Here is a 22,261-nt window from a genome sequence, read left to right as displayed (position 1 = left end):
CCTAGAGCAGGGAATGTGCTGTGCGCCCACTTTGGTGCACCACTGGTTGCTAATAGGAGTGTTGTGCCCGCCAAGGCCAAGGAAAAGACCGGAATGAAACTCGTGATCGTGGAGTCCCCGGCAAAGAGCAAGTCCATCGCCAAGTACCTGGGCGAGGGCTTTGAAGTCGACGCCTCGGTGGGGCATATCCGCGATTTGGCGCAACCCGCCGATCTTCCGGCGGAAATGAAGAAGGGTCCCTACGGCAAGTTCGCCGTGGACGTCGAGAACGACTTCGACCCCTACTACGTCGTGTACCCGGACAAGAAGAAGCGGGTGGCCGAACTCAAGGCCAAGCTCAAGGGCGCCGACGCGCTCTATCTCGCAACCGATGCGGACCGCGAAGGCGAAGCCATCGCGTGGCACCTGCTCGAGGTGCTCAAGCCCAAGGTCCCGGTCTACCGCATGGCCTTCACCGAGATCACCCAAGAGGGCATCAACCGCGCGATGGAGAACATCCGCGAGCTGGACACCGACCTGGTCAACGCCCAGGAAACCCGCCGGGTGCTGGATCGCCTCTACGGCTACGAGATCTCCCCGGTGCTCTGGCGCAAGGTGGCCCGCGGTCTGTCCGCCGGCCGAGTGCAGTCGGTGGCCACGCGCCTGGTCGTCGAGCGCGAACGCGAACGCATGGCCTTCCGCACCGCCTCCTACTGGGACCTGACCGGAACCTTCGCCACCGCAGCGGGCGAAAGCTTCGGCGCCAAGCTCTCTTCGGTCGACGGGGCACGCGTTGCCACCGGCCGCGACTTCACCGACCGCGGCGAGCTGAAGACCCCGAAATCCGGTGCAGTGGCGCACCTGGACGAGGCCAAGGCAGCAGCCCTGGCCGATGGCCTGAAGGACGCCGACTTCGCCGTCACCTCGGTCGACGAGAAGCCCTACACCCGCCGCCCGGCCGCGCCGTTCACCACCTCGACGCTGCAGCAGGAAGCTTCCCGCAAGCTGCGCTGGAGCTCGAAGTCCACCATGCAGGTCGCCCAGCGCCTGTATGAAAACGGCTACATCACCTACATGCGTACCGACTCGGTGTTCCTCTCCAACGAGGCCGTGAACGCCGCCCGCAAGCAGGCAGCCGAACTCTACGGCGCCGACTCGGTACCGGCGAAGATGCGCGCCTACAAGGGCAAGAGCGACAACGCGCAGGAGGCCCACGAGGCCATCCGCCCCGCCGGCGACTCCTTCCGCCGCCCGGCCACCGTCCGCGCCCAGCTTTCGGCTGACGAGTTCAAGCTCTACGAGCTGATCTGGAAGCGCACCGTCGCCTCGCAGATGGCCGACGCCAAGGGCTTCACCGCGACCATCAAGCTCGCCGGCGAGTCCGCCACGGGGCAGGTAGCCGAGTTCTCCGCTTCCGGCACCGTGATCACCTTCCGCGGCTTCATGGCCGCCTACGAGGAGGGCCGCGACGCAGCCCGCGAGGCAGAGGCAGCCGAGGCCGCCGAGGAGGCGCGCCTGCCGCAGCTGAAGGTCTCCGACCCGCTGGCAGGCACCGGCATCGACGCGATTCCGCACACTACGAGCCCGCCGGCACGCTACACCGAGGCCTCGATCGTCGCCGAGCTGGAGGCCCGCGAAATCGGGCGCCCGTCGACCTTTGCCCCGACCATCTCCACCATCATGGACCGCGGCTACGTCACCAAGCGCGGAGGCGCCCTGGTGCCCAGCTGGATCGCGTTCTCCGTGGTGCGCCTGCTGGAGGAGCACTTCGGCAAGTACGTGGACTACGACTTCACCGCACGCCTGGAGGACGACCTCGACGAGATCGCCCACGGGCAGAAGGGCCGCACCGCCTGGCTCAAGGACTTCTACTTCGGGTCCACGGAGAGCGGCGAGGCCGGCCTGGAATCGGTGGTCAACAACCTGGGCGACATCGACGCCCGCGCCATCAACTCCATCGACATCGCCCCGGGCATCGTGCTGCGCGTGGGCAAGTTCGGCCCGTACCTGGAAAAGCCGCTGCCTGCAGACGCCCCCGAGGGCACCGACCCGCAGCGCGCCAACGTCCCCGAGGACCTGGCACCGGACGAGCTCACCGCCGAGAAGGCCATCGAGCTCATGGAACACCAGGGCCCGAGCGAGAACGTGCTGGGCGTGGACCCGGAGACCGGGCGCACCATCGTGGCCAGGGAAGGGCGCTACGGCGCCTACGTCACCGAGGTCATTGTGGAGCCCACGGCCGAGGAACTGGCGGCCATGCCGGTGGAGTACTACAAGAACGGCAAGCCCAAGCCGCCGAAGAAGCCGGTCAAGGCCAAGCCTCGCACCGGTTCGCTGTTCAAGTCGATGACGGTGGAGTCCGTCACGCTCGAGGAGGCCCTGCGGCTGATTTCGCTGCCGCGCGTGCTCGGCGTTGACGCCGAGGGGGTGGAGATCACCGTGCAGAACGGCCGCTTCGGGCCCTACCTGAAGAAGGGCACCGACTCGCGCTCCATCGGCTCCGAGGAGGAGATCTTCACGATCACCCTCGAGCAGGCGCTGGAGATCTACTCGCAGCCCAAGCAGCGCGGCGCCCGCGCCGCGGTGCCGCCGCTGGCCGAATTCGGCCCGGACCCGGTCTCGGAGAAGAACATCGTGGTCAAGGAGGGACGCTTTGGTGCCTACATCACCGACGGGGTCACCAACATCACGATCCCGCGCGACACCACGCTGGAGGAGCTGACCCGCGAGAAGGCCATCGAGTTGCTGGCCGACAAGCGGGCCCGCGGCCCGGTCAAGCGCAAGACCGCTGCCAAGGCCCCTGCCAAGAAGGCACCCGCGAAAAAGGCACCTGCCAAGAAGCCTGCAGCCAAGAAGACCGGCAACTAGCCGCACGCGGCAAGAGGGCCACACACATGAGGATGACACCATGAGGCTGGGCGTACTGGATATCGGGTCGAACACTGTTCACCTGTTGCTGGTCGACGCGTACCCGGGCGCCCGCCCGGTGCCCTTTGCATCGCACAAGCGGGCGCTCTCGCTCGTCGCATACCTGGACGAGCACGGGGCGATCAACGAGGCCGGGCAGGCCGAGTTGCTGGACTTCGTGCACGAGGCCGCGCAATTCGCCATCAACCACCATGCCGAGGACCTTTTGGCCTTCTGCACCTCGGCAATCCGCGAATCGGCCAACGGCGCCGAGGTCCTGGCCAGGGTCGTGGCCGAGACCGGAGTCCACCTCACGGAGCTGACCGGCGAGCAGGAAGCCGGGATGACCTACTACGCGGTGCGCCGCTGGTTCGGCTGGAGCTCGGATAGGATCCTGAACCTGGACATGGGCGGCGGCTCCTTCGAGCTCGCCCTGGGCGTGGACGAGTTCCCCACCACCGCGCACTCGGTGCCGCTGGGCGCCGGGCGGCTGACGCGCGAATGGCTGCCGGAGGACCCGCCCTCGATCAAGCAGGTCAAGGCGCTGCGCCATCACGTGCGCGAGGTGCTCGCCGAACCGGTGGCCGAGCTGGCCGAGTTCGGGCGGCCCACCGTGGTCACCGGCACCTCCAAGACGTTCCGCTCGCTGGCAAGGATCACCGGCGCCGCACCCAGCGCCGAGGGTCCCTACGTCAAGCGGGTGCTGCGTGCCGAGTCGCTCAAGCTCTGGACCAACCGGCTCACCGCGATGAACTGGGAGGAGCGTGCCGAGCTGCCGGGGGTTTCGGCGATCCGCGCCCCGCAGCTGCTGGCCGGCGCCATCGTGGCACTGGAGGCCATGAGCGCGCTGAAGGTCAAGTCCCTGCGCATCTGCCCGTGGGCGCTGCGCGAGGGTTTGATGCTGCGCCGCTTTGACCACGTACTTTTTGACTCGACCGCCCCGCTCAGTAGTAGCGTGGGTGTCGGAGAGGTAGCCCTGGGCCGTTCCTCGGTAATGTCGATGTCCCAGGGCAGCAACGTTCTGTAGCGATAAAGACAAGGGGCACGTTCCATGGTCGAGTCTTCACCGGGCGGCAACGCCCCGATCCCCGTCGCGCTGTCCAGCGCCTCGGTCTACCCGCTGAACGTCCACGACGCCTTTGCGGTGTCCCACGACCTGGGCTACGACGGGCTGGAGGTGCTGGTCACCGGCAACCAGATCTCCCAGGATGCGCGGCAGCTGAACCGGCTGGCCGAACGCTACGAACAGCCCATCATGGCCATTCACGCGCCCACGCTGCTGCTGACCCAGCAGGTCTGGGGAACCGCCTGGAACAAGATCGAATCCGCCGCCGCGATGGCAGTGGACGTGGGGTGCGACGTGGTGGTTGCACACCCGCCGTTCCGCTGGCAGGGCACCTATGCCACCGAGTTCGCCACCGGCATCCGCCGAATCATGGAGGAATACGGGGTGAAGATCGCGGTGGAGAACATGTACCCGTGGCGTGCCCGGGGCCGCGAGGCGAAGATGTACCTGCCGCACTGGAACCCCGTCCCCGAACCCTACGAGTTCGTCACCTGGGACTTCTCGCATTCGGCGATCGCCGACATGGACTCGGCGGTGGCCTTCCGCGACCTGGGGACGCGGCTGAGCCATGTGCACCTGTGCGACGGGATGAACAACGGCAAGGACGAGCACCTGGTGCCGGGCCGCGGCACCCAGCCGGTGATCGAGGCCATCGAGTACCTGCGGGACTCGGCCTGGGACGGCGTGGTGGCGGTGGAGGTCTCCACGCGCAAGGCGCGCGGCGCGGGGGAGCGCGAGGCCTGGCTGGGCGAGACCCTTGAGTTCGCCCGGCGGTACCTGGCCCCGGTGAACGAGGACGCGGAAGCCGGAAGCCACTCGATCTAGCCGCACCCGCGCGCATCCCGGCCCGCGAAGGGACCGGCGTGGAAGAATGGGGCACATGACTTCAGTGCTTTCGACTTCGTCCCTTGCCGAGAACAGACTTGCCTTCCTGGGCACCGGTTCCATGAACGGGGCGGTGCTGCGCGGCATCATCGCCGCCGGCTACGACCCCCAGGCGATCGTCGCGACCCTGCGCAGCGACGCGAAGGCGCACGACCTGCGCGCCGAGACCGGTGTCACGGTGCTCATCGGCGAGCACGACCCTGCATCCAACATCAAGGCGGCCAAGGACGCGGACATCGTCTTCCTGGGCGTCAAGCCCGTGGGCATCACGGCCCTGTGCGACGAGATCAAGGACGTGCTCAAGCCCTCCGCCGTGGTGGTCTCCGTGGCGGCGGCCATCACCATCGACATGATCGCGGCGCACCTGAACCCGGGCCAGCCGGTGGTGCGCTCCATGCCCAACACCCCGCTGAAGGTAGGCGCCGGCGCGGTGGGTCTCAGTGCCGGTGAATCGGTCTCCGCGGCGGCGCTGGCAGCCGTCGTGGACCTGTTCGCCGGTTCCGGCGTGGTGCACGTGGTCCCCGAATCCCAACAGGATGCCGTCTCGGCGGTCAGCGGCTCCGGACCCGCCTACGTGTTCTACCTGGTCGAGGCCATGGCCGCTGCCGGGGTTGAGCTGGGCCTGGATCCGGCGCTGGCCACCGACCTGGCCCGTGCCACCGTCGCCGGGGCGGGCAAGATGCTTGCCGACCCGCAGGTTGATCCCTCGGCGCTGCGCCAGGGCGTGACCAGCCCCAACGGCACCACCGAACAGGCCATTGCCACCTTCGACGCCGAGGGCCTGCCGGGCATCATCGTCCGCGGGGCCGCGGCCGCAGCGGCCCGTGCCGCGCAGATCACCCGGGAACTGGCCTAGCAAACGCAAGGGGCGGGGTCCCTCGGGCCGCGGCGTCAAGCTGCGGGTGCGGGACCCCCCCTTGCGTGCGTACCCGGGCGGGCCCTAGGGCCTGGCGGCGAAGCGTTCGAGCAGATCCACATGCCCGGAGACGATCAGTACGTCGCGCCGGGTGACCTTGGTGTCGGGCTGGGCATAGGTAAAGTCCTCGCCGGGGGACTTCACGCCCACCACGGTGATCCCGTACTTGGAACGGACCTGGGACTCGGCCAGGGTGAAGCCCTGGGTCTCCTTGGGCGGGTACATCTTCACGATGGCGAACCCGTCGTCGAATTCGATGAAGTCAAGCATGCGCCCGCCGACAAGGTGCGCGGCCCGGACCCCGGCGTCGGCCTCCGGGTAGATCACGTGGTTGGCGCCGATGCGCGTGAGGATCTTGCCGTGCGAGGGCGTGATCGCCTTGACCCACAGGTGCTCGATGCCCAGGTCCACGAGGTTCACGGTGATCAGCACCGAGGATTCGATGGAGGTGCCGACCCCGACCACCGCCGAGGTGAAGTCCTGGGCGCCGAGCTGGCGCAGCGCATCGATGTTGGTGGCGTCGGCCTCCACCACGTGGGTGAGCACCGATGCCCATTTCTGGACCAGTTCCTGGTTGCGCTCGATGGCCAGCACTTCGCGGCCCTGCTTCACCAGTTGCTCGGCCACGGAGGCGCCGAAGCGGCCCAGGCCGATGACCAGCACCGCGGCGTTGTGGTCAGTGTTCTTGTCAGCCAATGATCGGCCTCTCTTCGGGGAAGTGGTAGAGCTGGTTGCGTTGGCGCAAGGTCAATGCCGCGGCAAGGGTAATCGTACCGATTCGGCCGGCAAACATCAGTGCGGAGAGCACGTACTTGCCCGCCGGCGGCAATTCGCCCGACAGGTTGGTGCTCAACCCCACGGTGGCGAAGGCGGAGATCGACTCGAACAGCGCCCGGGAGAGCGAGGTGCCGCTGATCACCAGCAGCGCGGCCGTGGCCAGCATCACCAGGGTGGCTCCCAGGACGATGACCGAGATGGCCACCCGCATGGTGCCCTCGGGGATGCGGCGGCCGAAGGCGCGCACATCGGTGTCGCCGCGGGCCTCGGCGAAGATCGCCAGGAACATCACCGCGATGGTGGTGACCTTGATGCCGCCGGCCGTGGAGGCCGAGCCGCCGCCGGCGAACATCAGCGCGTTGGAGAGCAGCATCGTCACCTGGTTCATCTCGCCCTGCTCCACCAGGTTGAAGCCGCCCGAGCGGGTCATCACCGAGGCGAAGACCGAGTGGATAACCTTGTCTGAGTCGTTCATGTTGCCGATGGTTTCGGGGTTGGACCACTCCGCCAATGCCCACAGCAGCGCGCCTGCCACCAGCAGGATGGTGGTGACCAGCAACGTGAGCTTGGCGTGCAGCGTCCACTTCTTGGTGTTGAAGCGGTGCGCCAGCAGCACCATCAGCACCGGGAATCCCAGCGAGCCCAGGAACACCCCGAGCATCAGCGGCACCAGGATCCACAGGTCGGTCTCGTAGGGGACCAGCCCGTCGGAGTGCGGGGTGAACCCGGCGTTGTTGAAGGAGGAGATCGAGTAGAAGATGCCGTGCCAGATGGCCTCGTTGACCGGTTCGCCCAGGATCAGGAAGCGCGGGATGAGCATCAGCGCCAGGGCCACCTCGATCGCCACCGAGGTGGTGATCACGATGCGCAGCAGCGAACCCACCTCGCCCAGGGTGGAGGCCGCCGAGGTGTTCATGGAGCTTTGCGCCAGGAGCTTGCCGCGCACGCCCAGGCGCTTGGACACCGCCAGCGAGAGCAGCGATGCCAGCGTGAGGATGCCCAGGCCGCCGACGAACACCGCGATGATCATCACCAGTTGCCCGAAGAAAGACCAATGGGTGGCGGTGGAGACAACCGTCAGGCCCGTGACGCACACCGCGGATACGGCGGTGAACAGCGCGTCGTAAAAGGCCGTGGGTTCGCCGCTGGCCGATGACACCGGAAGCGCCAGCACGGAGGTGAACAGGGAGATCACCAGGGCGAAGGTGACCAGCGCCAGGCGCGCGGGGGAGCGGACGGTGAAGTCGGAGACGATCCGGCGCCACAGTCCCAGGCGTGTGCGCCATCGGGCCGGGGCGCCGCTATCGGTGCCCGGCCGTCGCACAGACTCTGCAGAGGGGGACGATCCCATGTGTTTTGCTCGGCTCCAAGACGTGGAAAAGTTCGGTGCGGAAGCCCTGCCCCGCAAGCTCCCACAATAAACCATGCCACCTCGGGATTCGCCGGTGGCCCGCCGATGCGCGACCGCGCGGACATGCGTGGCCGGTTTCCCGGGCCTTGGCCCGGGGTAGCCGGTGGTGTCTTGGCACACACTGCAGGTGCCGATCGCGTAACCTGAAGGGGTGTTTGCCGTAAATGAGCCCCTGCCCACGACCCAGGTGATCTGGAGCGAGCAGATGATGGAGTACCGCTTCAGCGAGACCCATCCGATGCATCCGATCCGGCTGGAGCTTACCGCCCGCCTCTGCAAGGACCTGGCCCTTTTTGACCGTGCCAATCTCACCCTGGCAGCCCCTCCGGTGGCCACCGACGCGGAGCTGGCCGCAGTCCATGAGCCTCAGTACATCGCCGCCGTCCGGGAAGTCAGCGCCAATCCCGATGTCCCCAATGAGGCGCGCGGCCTGGGCACCGAGGACAACCCCGCTTATGAAGGGATGCACGAGGCCAGCGCACGGTTGGCCGGAGGATCGCTGCTGGCCGCCGATGCCATCCTGGGTGAGCGCGCCCTGCACGTGGTCAACTTCGGCGGGGGCATGCACCATGCCTCCGCATCCAAGGCCAGCGGCTTCTGCATCTACAACGACGTGGCCCTGGCGATCCGGCGATTGCTGGACGGGGGAGTGAAGAAGGTCCTGTACATCGATGTTGACGCGCACCACGGCGACGGGACCGAGTCGATCTTCTGGGACGACCCGCGGGTGATGACCATCTCCATCCACGAAACGGGCATGTCGCTGTTCCCCGGCACCGGTTTCGCCAACGAGATCGGCGGGCCCAACGCGCTGGGCACCGCGGTGAACATCGCGGTTCCCCCGCGCACCGGGGACGCTGCCTGGCTGCGTGCCTTCCACGCTGTGGTCCCGCAGCTGGCGGAGGCCTTCGAGCCGGAGGTGATCGTCTCCCAGCACGGTTGCGATGGGCACAGGGACGATGACCTGTCCAACCTGCGGCTGACCGTTGATGCACAGCGCCAGAACGCGCTGGACATCGCCGAGCTGGCACGCAGGCTCTGCGGCGGCCGGTGGATCGCCACCGGCGGGGGTGGCTACAACACCGCCTCGGTGGTGCCGCGCGCGTGGAGCCATCTGGTGGCAGTGGCCTCGGGCAAGCCGGTCCCGCTGGCGACTCCCGTTCCCCGCAGCTGGCGCGACTACGTGCTCGAGCGCTACGGCATCCGCACCCCCGAGTCCATGGGCGACAACGCAGAATTGTGGTGGCGCAGCTGGGAGGTCGGCTACGACCCGGCGGACCCGGTGGACCGCACGGTCATGGCCACCCGCAAGGAGATATTCCCGCTATTCGGACTCGACCCCTGGTTCGATTAGCCGGACAAAGATGCCAATGCGCGTATATGCGGATAGGGTTATGCGGTGGCTCATGATGATATCTTTTCCGCCCTGGCCGACCCCACCCGACGCAGGTTGCTCGACTCCCTGCGTGGGGAGCCGTGTTCGGTCGGTTCCCTGGTCGAGGCACTGGGCGTTTCCCAGCCGACCGTTTCCAAGCACCTGAAGGTCCTGCGCGAGGCCGGCATGGTCTCCATGCGCGCCGACGGACAGCGCCGTTACTATGCCCTGGAATCCGCAACGTTCCTGAACCTGCAGAACTGGGTGCACGGCTTCGTTCCCCCGGCTCCGGCATCCGACCTGGTCGCGGAACCGTACGCCGATCCGCATTTGGCATCGCATGAGGGGACCAGCCAGGCCACGGTGGCCGCCGCGCAACTGGGCCGCACCGTGGGTCGCGGACTGGAACAGGTGACCGGCCGCGCCCATGACTTCCTGGATCGCCTGCCCAAGCCGAAATTCGGCAGGAAACGGTAGCCGTACCCAGCCGTTCCACCCGCAGAAAGTGCGGCGCAAAAGCATACAGGGCAGCACAAAAAGATTACGCGTCCGTGCCCGATTGATGACGCCCGGTTGGGTCGGCGGTGCCCGGCCGTGACATTCTCGACGTCTGGGGCAGTGCCGCCAGACATGGCGGCAGCGTGCCCTCGTGCCTGCCCCAAGTGATGAGGAGATAAGACTTGGACCAGCATCTAGCGACCATTCGCGACGAAGTGTTCCGTCGCAACCCCGGTGAAGCAGAATTCCACCAGGCGGTGACCGAGGTTTTCGAAAGCCTCGAAGCGGTCTCGCGCAAGCATCCTGAATATGCCGAAGCTGCGATCCTGCAGCGTATGTGTGAGCCCGAACGCCAAATCATCTTCCGCGTCCCGTGGATGGATGACGAAGGCCGGGTACAGATCAACCGCGGTTTCCGCGTTGAATTCAACTCCGCCCTGGGCCCGTTCAAGGGCGGGCTGCGCTTCCACCCCTCGGTGTACCTTGGCATCGTCAAGTTCCTGGGCTTCGAGCAGATCTTCAAGAACTCGCTCACCGGCATGCCCATCGGTGGCGGCAAGGGCGGCTCGGACTTCGATCCGCGCGGCAAGTCCGATGCCGAGGTCATGCGCTTCTGCCAGTCGTTCATGACGGAGCTCTACCGCCACATCGGCGAATACACCGATGTGCCGGCCGGCGATATCGGCGTGGGCGGCCGTGAAATCGGCTACCTCTTTGGCCAGTACAAGCGCATCACCAACCGCTACGAGTCCGGTGTGCTCACCGGCAAGGGCATCAGCTGGGGCGGATCCCTGGTGCGCCCCGAGGCCACCGGCTACGGCGCAGTGATTTTCACCGATGAAATGCTCAAGACCCGTGGCGCCAGCTTCGACGGCCAGCGCGTCTCGGTCTCCGGCTCGGGCAACGTGGCCATCAACGCCATCGAGAAGGCCCAAGCCCTCGGTGCCCGCGTGGTGACTGCCTCGGATTCCTCCGGCTACATCGTTGACGAGCGCGGCATCGACGTTGAACTGCTGCGCCAGATCAAGGAAGTCGAGCGCGGACGCATCAACGAGTACGCCGAGCGTGCCAATTCCAAGAAGGTGCACTTCGTCGAAGGCGGCAACGTCTGGGACGTGGACGCCACCGTGGCGCTGCCATGCGCAACGCAGAACGAGCTGGATGCCAAGGACGCAAAGAAGCTGATTTCCTCCGGTGTCGTCGCAGTGGCCGAAGGCGCCAACATGCCGTGCACCGCCGCAGCGACCTCGCTGTTCCAGGATGCAGGGGTGCTCTTTGCCCCGGGCAAGGCCGCGAACGCCGGTGGCGTTGCCACCTCGGCGCTGGAAATGCAGCAGAACGCCAGCCGTGACTCGTGGACCTTCGCCCACACCGAGGAGCGCCTGACCGAGATCATGGTCGGCATCCACGACCGTTGCGCTTCCACCGCCGACGAATACGGTGTGCCGGGCAACTACGTGGCCGGTGCCAACATCGCCGGCTTCGTGAAGGTTGCCGACGCCATGCTGGCCCAGGGCCTCATCTAGGCAGACAGGCCTCCAGCCGAATTCCGCCTCAGGAGGGCGGGCAGGGACAGACGGGAACAGCAATGGACCCGCCTGGCCCGGCCCGCCCTTTGCCGTGCTTCATGACGTACTGTGTCGCCCGGGAATGGAAACCCATTTGTGATTCGCGTGGCGCGGCTGTAGATTCTCAACCATGACTAATCGTTGGTATGCGTATTTTGTGTCGGCTCTGGAGGGGCCTAAGACGCGATAATTTCGCATACCCACCTTCAGAGCCGACAAGGGCCGCAAGCTATGCTTGCCGGCCCTTCGCTATTTCCAAGATAGCGGCCCTGGAGGAATACGCAGCGTGATCGCCGGGGCCGCATTGAAACCATGAGGCCCCCACTGCACGGCGCGGGGCCGAAACCGAAAGGCCCCAAACCATGAGCACCGCCATCGCCGCCGAGACACAGGCCCGCGTCAACACCAATGAACGGGTGCTGGCAATCACCGAGCTGCCCACCCCCGCGGAACTGATTGCCGAATTGCCAGTGGGCGATGCCCAGGGTTACCGGATCATGCGGGCCCGCCAGGAAGTCCGTGCCGTGCTCTCCGGGCTTGACGGGCGTCTGTTGGTCATCGTCGGCCCTTGCTCTATCCACGACCCTGCGGCCGGGCTGGAATACGCCACCAGGCTCGCCGCGGCCGCGAAGCAGCACGAGGGCGAACTGCTCGTGGTCATGCGCAGCTACTTCGAGAAGCCACGCACCACCGTGGGCTGGAAGGGCCTGGTCAACGACCCGCACCTGGACGGCAGCCATGACATGGCCGCCGGGCTGCGAGCCGCACGCGAATTCATGTTGGCGGCCAGCAACATGGGCCTGCCGCTGGCCACCGAATTCCTCGAGCCGCTCAGTGCCCAGTACCTTTCGGACGTGGTCAGCTGGGGCGCCATCGGGGCGCGCACCACCGAAAGCCAGACGCACCGGCAGTTGGTATCCGGGCTGTCCATGCCCGTTGGATTCAAAAACGGGACCGACGGCTCGGTGCAGGTCGCGATCGATGCCTGCCAGGCGGCTTCCGCACCACAGTCCTTCCTGGGCATTAGCGAGGATGGTCGTACGGCAGTGGTCAAGACCGCAGGAAACGACGACGCCCACTTGATCCTGCGTGGCGGCGCCGACGGACCGAACTTCGCCGCCGCGCCTGTTGGTGCAGCATCGGCAGCCATGGGCAACGCCGGCATGAACCCGCGGGTGATCGTCGATGCCTCACATGCGAACTCGGGCAAGTCCCACGTGCGCCAGCGGGAGGTCATCGCCGAGCTGGCTGCCCGCATAGCGGACGGGGACCAAATGATTGCCGGAATCATGGCTGAAAGTTTCTTGGTGGCCGGTGCGCAGAAACATGACCCTGATGCGGTCGCGCAAGGCTCCGACGTCCTGGCGGGGTTGACCTACGGGCAGTCCGTCACCGACGCGTGCATGGACTGGGACACAAGTGCTGAAATGCTTGCGACCTTGGCCGAAGCGGTACGGACCGCGCGCTAAGCCTCCCCAATCGTGTGTCGGCGGCGGGATATGGCAGTCCACGATGCCGACTTTCGTTCACATTGGCCCCACGAGCCACTAAAATGAATCACAAGGGCATAGGGTATCTTGAGGTGTTGGTGCGGACAGGGTACGTTCCTCGGTCCGCGCCACGGCACGATTGCTATGTGAATTGTCAGGAGAAACAGGGAATGGTCGAATCGCAAAACTTTGCCAGCGCGCGTTTCATGACGGTCGCCGAGGTCGCCGACGTGATGCGTGTGTCAAAGATGACGGTTTACCGACTCGTCCATTCCGGCGAATTGCCGGCCGTGAGGTTCGGCCGCTCCTACCGTGTACCCGAAAACGCCGTACAGGAGTACTTGCGGGCTGCCGGGTTCGGGCGCGACTTCAACACCGGCTAACGCCGCCGATTTTCACGAGTGGTCAGAATCTGCTCTAGAAGCAGGTAATCTGTTAAGGAACGTTTAACGTCCAGTTGGCTATTCTGGTGCTTTGGTGCCGAAGAAATAGTAGTCGGCAATCGAATCAGTTTGTGAGGAACCATTATGGGCTCTGTTATTAAGAAGCGCCGCAAGCGTATGGCCAAGAAGAAGCACCGTAAATTGCTTCGTAAGACCCGCCACCAGCGTCGTAATAAGAAGTAAATACCGGTTCCGGGCTTGCCCGGAATTGAGTATGTAAAAAGGTGCGTTTCCCGTAATAGGGGAACGCACCTTTTTGCATGTTGCGACGGGCGTACGGGACGTTGCCCAGAGTCAGGGACGGCGGCGCAATGCATCGACGCTGCGCCACAGGCCCCAGAGGACGCCCGAGACGCCGGCTGCCTTCAGGCCGAAGGCAGCCGCCCTGCGCCCGGTTCGGAAGTCGTAGACCGGCCAGTTGCGGTCCTTGGCGTGGCGTCGCAGTCTGCGGTCGGGATTAATCGCCACGGGATGGCCCACCGCCTCAAGCATCGGAATGTCGTTGTGGGAATCGCTGTATCCCCAGCATTCGGCAAGATCCAGCCCTTGGTCCCGGGCCAGGATCCGGACAGCTCCGGCCTTCGCCGCTCCGTGGAGGATTTCGCCGACAAGTTGGCCGGTGTAGAGGCCTTCGATATGCTCCACGGTCGTCCCGAGCGCTCCACTGAGCCCGAGCCGCCTTGACATAACTGCGGCAACCTCCAGCGGCGTGGCGGTGACTAGCCACACCCGCCGCCCGGCGTGAAGGTGCTGTTCGGCGATCGCGCGGGTTCCTGGCCAGATTTTCGACTCAATGAATTCGTCATAAATTTCATCCCCGAGCGCAACCATGTCGGCCACGGAGAAGCCTGCGGACAGCAATAGCGCACGGTCACGGATGGCCTGGATGTCACCAAGGTTCTCTCCCCGGGCGACGAACCGCAACTGTCGAACGGCAAACCACGCCACCTCACGCAGCGTAAATGCCCGTCGTTGATACATTTTTCGGGCCACTGCAAAGAGTGAAGCACCGCGCATCATGGTGTTGTCTACATCGAAGAAGGCCGCAGACGTGCCCGATGGCGCCGACTCGAGCCCAGCAAATGTCACGGGGGAAAGGTTGGAGGGCATCCATCCAGTCTATTGCAGTCTTTTTTCGCCGGAGCTGTAGCGTTGAGTCATGAGCAGTGTGCAGACCCCGCGGGAAATTACTTTGTTGGTTCGTTCCGGATGCCACCTTTGCAAGGCCGCGGCCGAAACACTCGACGAGGTCACCAGCAGGTTGAATTACACCTGGCAAAGCGTTGACATCGATCAGGACCCGGAACTCTTGGCGCGACATTCGGAAGAAGTCCCCGTGCTGTTGATAGACGGACGGGTACGGGATTTTTGGGTGATTGATGCCCAGCGCCTTGAAGCATTGTTGAGCAGCTAGGGGCAACGAAGCCGCCGCCTGTCCGCGACACCAAGGGTGGTGCGGTGGCATGGGCAGAACTGGTTGGAAAGACATGAAGGTATCCAAGGAATCGAGTCAGAGCAGAATGCCCACCGAACACCAACCAGCAAGCAACGAAGCGAAGCTCCCTGCTGCCGAAAATCCGATTGATCACGACCTGGATCCCGGCGCATCGGTGGAACAAACACCCACGGGTTCACTGGGCAGGATTCTCCCTGAAGCGACCCTGGCGCGATTGACCCAGTACCTGCGTGCGCTCGGTGCCATGCAGACGCGCGGTGAAGCGCGAACTTCGTCCGGTGTGCTGGCCACCGAGGCAGGGGTCAACCCTGCGATCCTTCGCAAGGACCTGTCCTTGCTTGGGTCCTATGGAACCCGTGGGGTGGGATACGCGGTGACCGACCTGGTCGAACAGATCTCCAAGGCCATGGGGCTTTTGAGGCAATGGCGCGTGGCGATCATCGGTGCCGGTAACCTGGGTCGCGCACTTTCCGGATACGGCGGATTCCGAAGCCGGGGATTTGAAGTTGTCGCGCTACTGGATTCATCGCCAGATGTGGTTGGCACGACGGTGGGGGACCTGCAGGTCCAAGACATTTCCGACTTGGACGAAATCGTTGCGGCCACGAATGCCAACATTGCCGTCCTATCCGTGCCGGGGGCAGCGGCGCAAGATTTGTGCGACATGCTGGTTCAATGTGGTGTTCGAAGCATATTGAGCTTCGCACCCGTGGTGTTGCAAGTCCCGGCAGGGGTCGTGCTGCGGAAGGTTGATTTGGCCACCGAACTGCAAATCCTTGCCTACCACGCGCAGAACCTCGATTCCTAGAAATCGCCCACGGGAACCGGTCTTAAACTCAAGTGGTCCGTGGGATTCAACCGGCAACGGCTGAATCCCAGGGACCACTTCTTAGATTTTGATGCTTAGCGGTATCCGGCTTTACGTGCTGCTCGACGAGCGGCAATGTACTGGCTGGAGGGACGCAACCAAGCAAACACGACGCCAACCACTCCCAGGACGACGGAAAGGGCCGTCAGGACCCCGCCGGCAATGCTGAACAACGACAGGACAGCCAGAATCGTCGCGAAGATGCGTGCAACGCCGCTTCCCTTGCGGATCATGAACGCGATCAGGACGTAAATCAGCAAGCCGATCACGGCGAACACGATCGCGGTGGTCTGGATCATGGGAATTGCGTCGGCGACGTTCATGCCAGCAGCCGAAAGCTGTTCCTCCAATTCGGGGACTGCCCGAAGCTGCTCCATGATCGCGGTGGTGCTCAAACCAAACACCGAGCTCAGCAGGAACGCGACGCCTGCCGCAATGATTGCCCAGAATGAGGTGTCCAGTTCCTTGGGTCGGTGGGTCGGCATCTGGGGCGGAGCAAAGTTGCCTTGCGGCGGAACAGGGAATCCGCCGTATGGCTGCTGGCCGTAGGGCGCCTGCGGCGGCTGCTGACCGTATGGGTTGTTTGCGGGGGCGGGCTGGCCGTACGGGTTGGGGTTCTGGCCGTACGGATTAGTTGGCGGAGTCCCGTTCTGTGGAGGTTGGCCGTAGGGAGGTTGTCCGGCGGCATTCGGATCCTGCGGTGCACGCTGTCCGTACTGCGGGGGTGCTGGTTCCTGCGATGGCTTCTCTGGGTTCACGGGATCATTCTCAGGGGTGGACATGGCCTGCTCCTTTGGTTTGACGAACTACGGCTTACCCTCACGATATCGGTTGAAGATTGCTTTTCACCCCTCCGAAAGGATGGTTTTCCGATTGGATCGGGACACTCGCCGAAGTCCTTCCTCGGGCCAGGAATCGCCTGCCGCCCATGAGGACGGGATGTCGTTTCCGGTTGAGCAATTGAGCTTTCGGCGCTCGCCATGAGCCTGGTGCGTGGGCAAAATCAAGTGTCCGGTTTAGGTAACGGTACAAAGTTTTGAGACACTTAAAACATGTCGACTGCCACCGTTCACCTGCTGCGTCACGGCGAAGTGTATAACCCGGACAGGGTCCTCTACGGTCGACTACCGGAATTTCACCTTTCCGATCTAGGCAACCAAATGGCCGAGCGCGCCGCGGAATACTTCACGGGGCAACGGAACGCGGGTGCCAATATCACCCACTTGGTGTCGTCTCCGCTCGTTCGGGCTCTGGAAACGGCAAAGCCGACGTCGCAGGCCTTGGGCCTGGAAATCATGACAGATGATCGCATTATGGAAGCGGAGAACCGCTTCCAAGGACTTTCCCAGATCAAGAATCGACTGAGGGAACCAAAGTATTGGTCCTATGTCGTCAATCCATTTCGTCCATCCTGGGGGGAACCCTACCGGGACCAGGTGGAACGAATGATGACCGCCATTGTTGAACACCGTGATCGCGCGGTGGAACTTGGCGGACGGGGGGCGGAAGCCATTTTGGTCAGCCATCAGCTGCCCATCTGGGTGACACGCCGCTCCGCCGAGGGCAAAGCCCTGTGGCACGACCCGCGGAAACGCGAGTGCACTCTCACCTCCGTGACTAGCCTGGACTTTGATGGTGAAAGTCTGGTCGCAGTCCGATATGCAGAACCTAGCGTGGACCTTCTGGTGAACGCTGCGAACATCCCTGGAGCTTGAGATCATGATCGATCCCATCTCGTCCCGAGCACAGCGCTTGGGACGACGTACATTCTTGCGCGCAGCACTGCTTGGTGCCGCCGTGCTGCCGCTGGCGGCGTGTGTGGGGGACGAAGATCCCCTGGCCAAGCAGGCAAGGGAAGGCAACAACAAAAATTACATTGCCGGTGACGGTTCTGTGGAGGAATACGGTCCAGCTTCACGCACCGAACCCGTGGAGATCAACGCGGTGGCCTACGACGGAAGCACTATCGATTCGGCCACCTGGGCCGGGCAGGCGACTGTCTTGAATTTTTGGTATGCGGCTTGTGCTCCATGCCGGATCGAAGCCCCGCACATGGTCGAACTCAATGAGGAGTTCAAGGGCAAAGCGGAATTCATCGGCATCAACGTGCGGGATGAGAAGGAAGCGGCAGAAGCCTTTGAGCGCACCTTCGGAATCAAATACCCCTCCGTGCAGGACACTCAGGGGACGATCCAACTCGCCATGACCAAATACGTTCCGCTTAAGGCCGTACCGACCACGTTGGTCCTGGACAAGCAGGGGCGCGTTTCCGCCCGCATTCTTGGCGTTGCCGACAAACCCACACTCAAGGCCCTGATCACCACGGCCCTCACCGAGTCGTTGTGATCGACTCCGTGCTGGCCGGCGCCTTGACGCTACCGGCCCAAGGCAACCAATTTGCCGAGATCATCCAGGATGGTTCACTGATTCTCGCGGTTCCCGTTGCCATCCTTGCAGGACTGGTCTCCTTTCTGTCGCCTTGCGTGTTGCCTTTGGTTCCCGGCTATTTGGGGTACGTCACTGGCCTGTCCGGTGCCGACCTCGCAGATCAAAAGCGCGGCCGCATGGTCACAGGCATCGGTCTGTTCATCCTGGGCTTCACTGCCGTCTTTGTCCTGGCGGGCGTGGTCTTTTCGCAAATCGCTGCGTGGATGCAATTCGAGGGTGCCTGGATCATCCAGGTCTTGGGCGCGGTCGTGATTCTCATGGGCGTCGTTTTCATGGGTGGCTTTTCCTTCATGCAACGCGATGCGAAGATCCATCGGAAACCGCCTGCCGGCCTTTGGGGTGCTCCCGTTCTGGGAGTCACTTTCGGCCTGGGATGGGCCCCATGTATCGGCCCTACGTTGGCTGCGGTTCTGGCCATGAGCACAGGAATCGACCCAAACCCCGCCAAGGGTGCCTTGTTGACTTTCTTCTACTGCATGGGTCTGGGGCTCCCGTTTCTCTTCATCGCCATGGCGCTTCGGCGTGGCATGGGGGCCATGAAGTTCTTCCGTCGGCACCAGCTGGCGATCATGCGCTTCGGCGGCGGCATGTTGATACTTCTGGGAATCTTAATGGCCACCGGCCTATGGGGTTCCTGGGTTACGCAATTGCAGGATTGGTTCACCAATGAGGTCAGGTTGCCCATCTAATGGCAAAAAAAGATTCTAAAAAAGACGTAGCGGTCCCGGCCCTCGGTTTCAAGGGCATGCTCCGATGGGGCTGGACCCAGCTCACCAGCATGCGCACGGCGCTCTTCCTGCTTCTGCTTTTGGCCGTGGCAGCAGTACCCGGGTCGCTTTTCCCCCAGCGCTCCATCAACCCGGAGCAGGTGACAACCTACCTGACCAATAAGCCGACGACCGGGGAATGGCTCGACCGTTTCCAGCTCTTCGATGTCTATTCTTCGGTGTGGTTCTCGGCGATCTACCTATTGCTGTTCATCTCCCTGGTCGGGTGCATCCTGCCGCGCGTAAAAAAGCACGCGCAGGCGCTTCGCACACCGCCACCCAGAACCCCGTCGCGACTTAACCGGCTACCCCAGAACGGCACCATTGCGATCCAGACGGCTGACGAGTCGGGAATCAGTGACGAACAAGTCGTACGGGATGTCACCGGGCTTCTCAAGAAGCGTGGTTACCGCTCCGAAGCCAGGCCAGAGGGTGCCAGCCCCTCAGTAGGTGCGGAACGTGGATACAGTCGTGAAATCGGCAACCTGCTCTTTCACATCTCCCTCGTTGGCCTATTGGCCTCGGTTGGAGTCGGTGGCGCCTTCGGGTACAACGGACAGCGGGTACTTGTCGAGGGGGAGACCTTCGTGAACTCCTTGGTGTCCTACGATTCCTTCAAGCCCGGAACCTGGTTCCAGGAAGACTCCCTGGATCCATACTCGGTGAAGCTCGACAAGTTCAATATCACCTTTGACCGCGAATCCACGACGCACTTCGGCCAGCCAATCGACTTCACGGCCGAGGTCGAGACCCGGCGCAGTCCGGATGCCGAACCCGAGAAGGAAAAACTTCGGGTGAACCATCCGTTGCGCATCGACGGCGCTGACATGTACCTGGTTGGCAACGGCTACGCCCCCATCGTTACAGTACGTGACGGCAACGGAGACATCTCCTTCAGCGGTCCCGTGGTCTCGGTGCCCCAGGATGGCATGTACACCTCGTTGATGGTCGTCAAGGTCCCCGACGCGAATCCCGAGCAACTTGGATTCCAGGGATTCCTTCTGCCCACGGCCATGACCGATGAGACAGGGTTCGCAATATCCGGCGACCCGAACGCGATCAACCCGCAGCTGCAGCTGAACTCCTACTACGGGAACCTGGGACTGGATGACGGTACGCCACAGAATGTGTACGTGCTTGAAACCGACGAGCTCACCGAACTCAACAGTAGAAACCTTGATGCAGGCGGCATTGTGTTGGGTGCCGGGCAGACGTACGAATTGCCCGATGGAAAGGGCAGCATTTCCTTTGACGGGCTCAAGCGTTTCATTGGCGTGGATATCGCCTACGACCCCAGCAAGCGCCCGGTGGCAATCTTTGCTGCGCTTGCCTTGTTGGGATTGGCCATCTCGCTCTTTACCCCGCGCCGCCGTGCCTGGGTGAAAATCAAGAAATCCGTTGACGGCTCGGGCCGCGAAGAGCGGATAATCGAATACGGATTGCTGGCCCGTGGTGAAGACCACCGACTTGAATCCGAAGCCAAGGAGCTGCGTAAGCTTCTTGAGCAGCAGTGGCCCGCCAATGAGCGAGCCGGAGTCTAGGAGACCCTATGGAAAACGACATGCCCACGATCAACGTGGCCCTGGGACAGTACAGCGACCTGTTCATGTTGCTGGCGGCAATTGTCTACGCCTCGGCTTTTATCGCCTTCGCATGGGACCTTGCCAAGTCCAGCAAGTTGATCCGGGAGATCGATGCAGCAACCCTCGCATCGGAACAGAAGATCCTGGTTGCGGCCGGTGTCGGGGATGCCCCTCCGGCCGACGGATCGTCGAACGCGTTGGTCAATGAATCCATGGACTACACCGTGACCTCCGCAAAGCGCATGGCAGCGAAGGTTGCGGTTTCCCTGACTTGGCTGGGCGTGCTGTTGCAGGGCTTCGCCGTGGTTGCCCGTGGCATTGCGGCCGGTCGCGTGCCCTGGGGCAACATGTACGAGTTCCTCTCCACAGGTTCCTTCCTGGTGGCCCTCGTGTTTTCGATCGTGTTGCTGAAAAAGGACCTTCGCTTCATGGGTACCTTCGTCATCGGCCTGGTCACCGTGATGCTGTGCGGCGCCACCATGGGCTTCCCGACTCCCGTGGCGCACTTGGTGCCCGCTCTGCAGAGCTACTGGCTGATCATTCACGTCTCCATCGCGGTACTTGCCTCGGCCCTGTTCACCATCACCTTCGCCATGAACGTGCTCCAACTCGTTCAACATGCGCGGATGGATGCACTTGCCGCAGGCAAGAAGGACAAGATGCCGTTCATGCGGTTGGTCCCCGGTGCAGCACCTCTGGAGAACTTTGCCTACCGCATCAATGCGGTTGCCTTCGTGATGTGGACCTTCACAGTCATGGCCGGAGCGATCTGGGCCGAGGCAGCATGGGGCCGTTACTGGGGCTGGGACACCAAGGAAGTCTGGAGCTTCGTCATCTGGGTTGTCTACGCAGGCTACCTGCACGCCCGGGCAACGGGCGGTTGGACAGGTGCCCGCTCGGCCTGGCTGAGCATCATTGGCTACCTCTGCATCGTCTTCAACTTCACCATCGTGAACATTTACTTCAACGGCCTGCACTCCTACGCCGGCATCTAAGCCCAGCGATTGGAGCCCGGTGGCCCCGTACACGTCAAATGACGGGTACGGGGCCACCGGCGTTAGTGCACCGGGGGAGGGGCCTCCCGTGCGGATGCAACAGCCCCAAGTCGCCGGACGGGCGGGGATCGGCAACACCGGTGCGGATCTGCCCCAGAGGTAGACTGCCGGAAGCACCCGATCCTCGGCGAAGGTGACCGAGTTCACTGTGCAATATTCTGTGTTTGCCGGTCTTTTGGCAATGAAAATGGCTGAACGTGACCGTCGATGGCCTGAATATACCGCAATTCTGGGTAAATTCACCTAATCGACCGCTCGATTAGGTGGCTGGGTCATCCACTGTTATTGTTGTATCTACCGACGCGGGGTGGAGCAGTTCGGTAGCTCGCCGGGCTCATAACCCGGAGGTCACAGGTTCAAATCCTGTCCCCGCCACAAAGAAACAGCCTTTGTTCCCGAATGGGAACAGGGGCTGTTTGCTTTAACGGGGATCCCGTTTACCGGCCTGAATTCTAGGGGCCGCTTGGCCACCGGGCACCGCTTCGTAGGTCATCGCGGGCAACGAGAGCGTCCCGGACCTTGGAATCCCCACCACACGGCGCCGGACGCAAATGCTCGCGTTCGGCACCGCGCAGGGTCTCCAGCCGCGAGCAGTGGCGTGAAGCGAAGTAGTGGGCCGATTGTCGCGACATCAATACCGTCATTGACGAATCTCCCGGAGCCGGCATGCCCACTGTGCGGATCGTGGAAGGCGCCGCGTGATTGGCGAGTGTGCAGCAAAAGCTGCGCCAGATCATCACCGTCAGCGGAAATTAAGCAAATGGTCGGG

Annotated in this window: 21 protein-coding genes and 1 tRNA gene; 18 read left to right on the top strand and 4 right to left on the bottom strand. The window is 63.5% G+C overall.

Features of this window, described 5'->3' with window-relative positions; genetic code table 11:
* Positions 1–63: 63 nt before the first annotated feature.
* From topA to proC, 4 genes are read left to right on the top strand one after another with little or no spacing between them, the layout of a single operon-like run.
* Entirely contained in the window at positions 64–2,847 is a 2,784-nt protein-coding gene (topA, locus tag ACIPUB_RS15145; RefSeq protein ID WP_407608115.1) for a type I DNA topoisomerase, read from the top strand.
* Positions 2,848–2,887: 40 nt separating this feature from the next.
* Positions 2,888–3,913: a Ppx/GppA family phosphatase gene (locus ACIPUB_RS15140; RefSeq protein WP_407608114.1), complete on the top strand. Its 1,026-nt coding sequence runs from the start codon at positions 2,888–2,890 to the stop codon at positions 3,911–3,913.
* 24 nt (positions 3,914–3,937) lie between these two features.
* A complete protein-coding gene (locus tag ACIPUB_RS15135) occupies positions 3,938–4,777 on the top strand; it encodes a sugar phosphate isomerase/epimerase family protein (protein ID WP_407608113.1) in 840 nt (279 codons plus the stop codon).
* Positions 4,778–4,823: 46 nt separating this feature from the next.
* A complete protein-coding gene (gene proC / locus ACIPUB_RS15130) occupies positions 4,824–5,693 on the top strand; it encodes a pyrroline-5-carboxylate reductase (protein WP_407608112.1) in 870 nt (289 codons plus the stop codon).
* An 84-nt stretch (positions 5,694–5,777) separates the two neighbouring features.
* Here the strand turns inward: proC and ACIPUB_RS15125 are convergent, their stop codons facing one another.
* Both ACIPUB_RS15125 and ACIPUB_RS15120 read right to left on the bottom strand, forming a co-directional pair.
* Positions 5,778–6,416: a TrkA family potassium uptake protein gene (locus ACIPUB_RS15125; protein ID WP_264270476.1), complete on the bottom strand. Its 639-nt coding sequence runs from the start codon at positions 6,414–6,416 to the stop codon at positions 5,778–5,780.
* A 25-nt stretch (positions 6,417–6,441) separates the two neighbouring features.
* Positions 6,442–7,881: a TrkH family potassium uptake protein gene (locus ACIPUB_RS15120; RefSeq protein ID WP_407608111.1), complete on the bottom strand. Its 1,440-nt coding sequence runs from the start codon at positions 7,879–7,881 to the stop codon at positions 6,442–6,444.
* Between the two features lie 265 nt (positions 7,882–8,146).
* On the opposite strand from ACIPUB_RS15120, the gene ACIPUB_RS15115 reads away from it, so the two are divergent.
* The 6 genes from ACIPUB_RS15115 (at position 8,147) to ACIPUB_RS15090 (ending at position 13,498) form a co-directional block, all read left to right on the top strand.
* On the top strand, positions 8,147–9,295 hold the full coding sequence (locus ACIPUB_RS15115) for an acetoin utilization protein AcuC (protein ID WP_407608140.1): 1,149 nt from the start codon (positions 8,147–8,149) through the stop codon (positions 9,293–9,295).
* 45 nt (positions 9,296–9,340) lie between these two features.
* Positions 9,341–9,793: an ArsR/SmtB family transcription factor gene (locus ACIPUB_RS15110; RefSeq protein WP_407608110.1), complete on the top strand. Its 453-nt coding sequence runs from the start codon at positions 9,341–9,343 to the stop codon at positions 9,791–9,793.
* A gap of 203 nt (positions 9,794–9,996) precedes the next feature.
* Complete coding sequence (gene gdhA / locus ACIPUB_RS15105; protein WP_407608109.1) at positions 9,997–11,340, top strand: NADP-specific glutamate dehydrogenase; 1,344 nt, start codon at positions 9,997–9,999, stop codon at positions 11,338–11,340.
* A gap of 404 nt (positions 11,341–11,744) precedes the next feature.
* Positions 11,745–12,851: a 3-deoxy-7-phosphoheptulonate synthase gene (locus tag ACIPUB_RS15100; protein ID WP_407608108.1), complete on the top strand. Its 1,107-nt coding sequence runs from the start codon at positions 11,745–11,747 to the stop codon at positions 12,849–12,851.
* A 191-nt stretch (positions 12,852–13,042) separates the two neighbouring features.
* Positions 13,043–13,255, top strand: coding sequence for a helix-turn-helix domain-containing protein (locus ACIPUB_RS15095; RefSeq protein WP_264270436.1), 213 nt, complete (start codon positions 13,043–13,045; stop codon positions 13,253–13,255).
* Positions 13,256–13,399: 144 nt separating this feature from the next.
* Positions 13,400–13,498: a 30S ribosomal protein bS22 gene (locus tag ACIPUB_RS15090; protein ID WP_003792170.1), complete on the top strand. Its 99-nt coding sequence runs from the start codon at positions 13,400–13,402 to the stop codon at positions 13,496–13,498.
* A gap of 111 nt (positions 13,499–13,609) precedes the next feature.
* On the opposite strand, the gene ACIPUB_RS15085 is transcribed toward ACIPUB_RS15090, so the two are convergent.
* Positions 13,610–14,425, bottom strand: coding sequence for an HAD family hydrolase (locus tag ACIPUB_RS15085; protein ID WP_407608107.1), 816 nt, complete (start codon positions 14,423–14,425; stop codon positions 13,610–13,612).
* A gap of 49 nt (positions 14,426–14,474) precedes the next feature.
* Between ACIPUB_RS15085 and ACIPUB_RS15080 the strand changes: the two genes are divergently transcribed.
* Positions 14,475–14,729: a glutaredoxin family protein gene (locus ACIPUB_RS15080; protein ID WP_407608106.1), complete on the top strand. Its 255-nt coding sequence runs from the start codon at positions 14,475–14,477 to the stop codon at positions 14,727–14,729.
* A 106-nt stretch (positions 14,730–14,835) separates the two neighbouring features.
* Positions 14,836–15,579 carry a redox-sensing transcriptional repressor Rex gene (locus ACIPUB_RS15075; protein ID WP_407608105.1) on the top strand — a complete coding sequence of 248 codons (744 nt, stop codon included), beginning with the start codon at positions 14,836–14,838 and terminating at the stop codon, positions 15,577–15,579.
* Positions 15,580–15,674: 95 nt separating this feature from the next.
* Here ACIPUB_RS15075 and ACIPUB_RS15070 read toward each other — a convergent pair whose 3' ends face one another.
* On the bottom strand, positions 15,675–16,421 hold the full coding sequence (locus ACIPUB_RS15070; protein ID WP_407608104.1) for a hypothetical protein: 747 nt from the start codon (positions 16,419–16,421) through the stop codon (positions 15,675–15,677).
* 270 nt (positions 16,422–16,691) lie between these two features.
* Between ACIPUB_RS15070 and ACIPUB_RS15065 the strand changes: the two genes are divergently transcribed.
* From ACIPUB_RS15065 to ACIPUB_RS15040, 6 genes are all read left to right on the top strand, one after another.
* Positions 16,692–17,354: a histidine phosphatase family protein gene (locus tag ACIPUB_RS15065; RefSeq protein ID WP_407608103.1), complete on the top strand. Its 663-nt coding sequence runs from the start codon at positions 16,692–16,694 to the stop codon at positions 17,352–17,354.
* 4 nt (positions 17,355–17,358) lie between these two features.
* Positions 17,359–17,985, top strand: coding sequence for a TlpA family protein disulfide reductase (locus tag ACIPUB_RS15060; RefSeq protein WP_407608102.1), 627 nt, complete (start codon positions 17,359–17,361; stop codon positions 17,983–17,985).
* Positions 17,985–18,776: a cytochrome c biogenesis CcdA family protein gene (locus ACIPUB_RS15055; protein WP_407608139.1), complete on the top strand. Its 792-nt coding sequence runs from the start codon at positions 17,985–17,987 to the stop codon at positions 18,774–18,776. The genes ACIPUB_RS15060 and ACIPUB_RS15055 overlap by 1 nt, the downstream gene beginning before the upstream one ends.
* Positions 18,776–20,395, top strand: a complete 1,620-nt coding sequence (locus ACIPUB_RS15050; RefSeq protein ID WP_407608101.1) for a cytochrome c biogenesis protein ResB — start codon at positions 18,776–18,778, stop codon at positions 20,393–20,395. Before ACIPUB_RS15055 ends, ACIPUB_RS15050 begins: the two co-directional genes overlap by 1 nt.
* A gap of 20 nt (positions 20,396–20,415) precedes the next feature.
* Complete coding sequence (ccsB, locus tag ACIPUB_RS15045; protein WP_407608100.1) at positions 20,416–21,432, top strand: c-type cytochrome biogenesis protein CcsB; 1,017 nt, start codon at positions 20,416–20,418, stop codon at positions 21,430–21,432.
* 361 nt (positions 21,433–21,793) lie between these two features.
* A tRNA-Met gene (locus ACIPUB_RS15040) sits at positions 21,794–21,867 on the top strand.
* Positions 21,868–22,261 lie beyond the last annotated feature (394 nt).

Origin of the sequence: Paeniglutamicibacter sp. ORCA_105, from assembly GCF_045798545.1 — a bacterium.
Classification (GTDB): Bacteria; Actinomycetota; Actinomycetes; order Actinomycetales; family Micrococcaceae; genus Paeniglutamicibacter; species Paeniglutamicibacter sulfureus.
Note: the sequence above shows the minus strand (reverse complement) of the source record. Positions and strands in the feature narration are given on the sequence as shown.